The sequence below is a fragment of the Microcystis sp. M49636_WE2 genome, assembly GCF_030065375.1.
GTDB lineage: Bacteria > Cyanobacteriota > Cyanobacteriia > Cyanobacteriales > Microcystaceae > Microcystis > Microcystis aeruginosa_C.
In genome coordinates this window covers 1-1733 of sequence record NZ_JASJFG010000303.1, presented here as the reverse complement: position 1 = coordinate 1733, position 1733 = coordinate 1, and the positions used below count along the sequence as shown (strand labels likewise).

Sequence of the window (1733 nt, the reverse complement as noted above, 5' to 3'; positions counted from 1 at the left end):
TAGCAGGATGTATGGCAGATGGAGAAACCTATCAAGAAGCTGTACAAAATGCTGAACTTGTTATTCAAGAATGGATTGAAACTGCAAAACAACTAGAACGAATCATTCCTGAACCAAAAGGACGACTATTATTTACCTAATAATGAAGTTTCTCTCGCCGCAGCTTGTGAATTGTAGCATATAAGGTGTTTCGGAGTTTTTGCAAAATCCGACATTTGAGGTTTAATTTAGGCAAACACTACAATTGATATTGTAATCATTGCCATTTATAACCGCTTCTTGAGGTTCTTTACTCGGCAGATAATCGGCTATTGCGATTGATGTTTGACGTAGGTTCGTAATACATCATTAATTAGGTCGTGATAGCTCTTTTCTTGAGCATGATTCCTAAACCACTCAAGGATTTCTGAATCCAACCTGATACTAATTTGCTCTGTTTGTGGATTTGGTTTGACCAGTTTAGCATTCTTGAAAAATTCATCATCTAGGGGAGGAATATCTGAATAATCAATATCCTCATCGGACATTTGCATAAATTTCTCCTGTCGCTCTTTAAGAGGCATATCAAGGGAAAATTCAGGGTTGCTCATAGCGTTTTCTCTCCCGTTCATTGGCTTTTCTGGCTGATATGAGAAGAATGCTTTGACTTCTTTGAGTGTGAATAACTACGATGATCGCTTTCTTTTCTTGGGTGGCAAGCGTTATTTGCCCTATTGAAACAAATCTCGTTTCCCCATAGTTGCATCGGGTATCCTCAAAGGTCAGGATAGAAGGATCAGCGAATATAGCGATCGCTTCCTCGAAACTGATACCGTGTTTGATGAGATTGCTTTGGTTTTTATTGTTGTCCCAGTCGAAGACCATATCATCAATATATACATTTTTGTGCGTACAAGATCAAAGCATCTGATCAATCGCTTTTTCTGGGAATGAAAAGTAATTCATTGATCTATTCGGCTCTTCTGGTTTCTGTGTGGAAACGAGGTCTATACTAGAGTTCTTCCATAATTAATTTTTGAGAGTGCAAAAATGAGAAAAATAGGCATAAAATCGCATAAAATCACTAAATAGAGCATTTAATTGATTAATGCTCATTCTTAATTTTCCTGACTCCGAGACTACTGGCTCCTTACTCCTCACCTAACGGAAGATTTTTGATTTTTGCAAGAGGTCTAGTACAAAAATTCTGCACTATCCATAGCATGGGAATGGGAGTTAGAAGACAAAACAGGATAGACTTTTCTCTAGTCCGATCGATTTTGAGGGCCATGAAGGATTTATTGGCAATTTTTAGCAAGGAATTAAGCTCCTGGTTTCGGCGCTGTTGGTTAGCGGTACTATTAACCGGCAGGGTTTTTTACTTCCTATTCACACGCAAACCCGATTGGCGCGTCACCCAAGAACAAATGGTGGCAGCCGGGCCCGCCTCGCTGATTATAGCCATGATCACGGCTGCGGTGATCGGGATGATCTTTACTATCCAAGTGGCCCGGGAGTTCCAAGCCTTGGGCGCCGGCAGTATGGTGGGGGGAATTTTGGCCCTTGCTCTCGGTCGGGAACTCTGTCCGATTATGATGGCGATCGTGGTAGCCGGTCGGGTAGGATCGGCTTTTGCGGCGGAAATCGGTACCATGAAGGTGACAGAGCAGATCGACGCACTCTATATGCTCAAAACCGATCCCGTGGAATATCTGGTGCTGCCCCGTTTAATTGCCTGTTGTCTGATGGTTCCC

The 1733-nt window shown here is 42.1% G+C and carries 4 protein-coding genes; 2 read left to right on the top strand and 2 right to left on the bottom strand.

Annotated elements, in window-relative coordinates:
* A partial coding sequence (locus PX484_RS25705; RefSeq protein WP_353853217.1) for a type II toxin-antitoxin system HicB family antitoxin occupies nucleotides 1–140 on the top strand: 140 nt, incomplete at its 5' end.
* 168 nt (nucleotides 141–308) lie between these two features.
* Here PX484_RS25705 and PX484_RS07265 read toward each other — a convergent pair.
* Together PX484_RS07265 and PX484_RS07260 are read right to left on the bottom strand one after the other, a co-directional pair.
* Entirely contained in the window at nucleotides 309–590 is a 282-nt protein-coding gene (locus PX484_RS07265) for a BrnA antitoxin family protein (protein WP_149973672.1), read from the bottom strand.
* Nucleotides 577–864, bottom strand: coding sequence for a BrnT family toxin (locus PX484_RS07260; RefSeq protein ID WP_287767221.1), 288 nt, complete (start codon nucleotides 862–864; stop codon nucleotides 577–579). The genes PX484_RS07265 and PX484_RS07260 overlap by 14 nt, the downstream gene beginning before the upstream one ends.
* A gap of 404 nt (nucleotides 865–1268) precedes the next feature.
* On the opposite strand from PX484_RS07260, the gene PX484_RS07255 reads away from it, so the two are divergent.
* Nucleotides 1269–1733, top strand: a 465-nt coding sequence (locus tag PX484_RS07255; protein ID WP_288103302.1) for an ABC transporter permease, incomplete at its 3' end; no start/stop codon positions are given.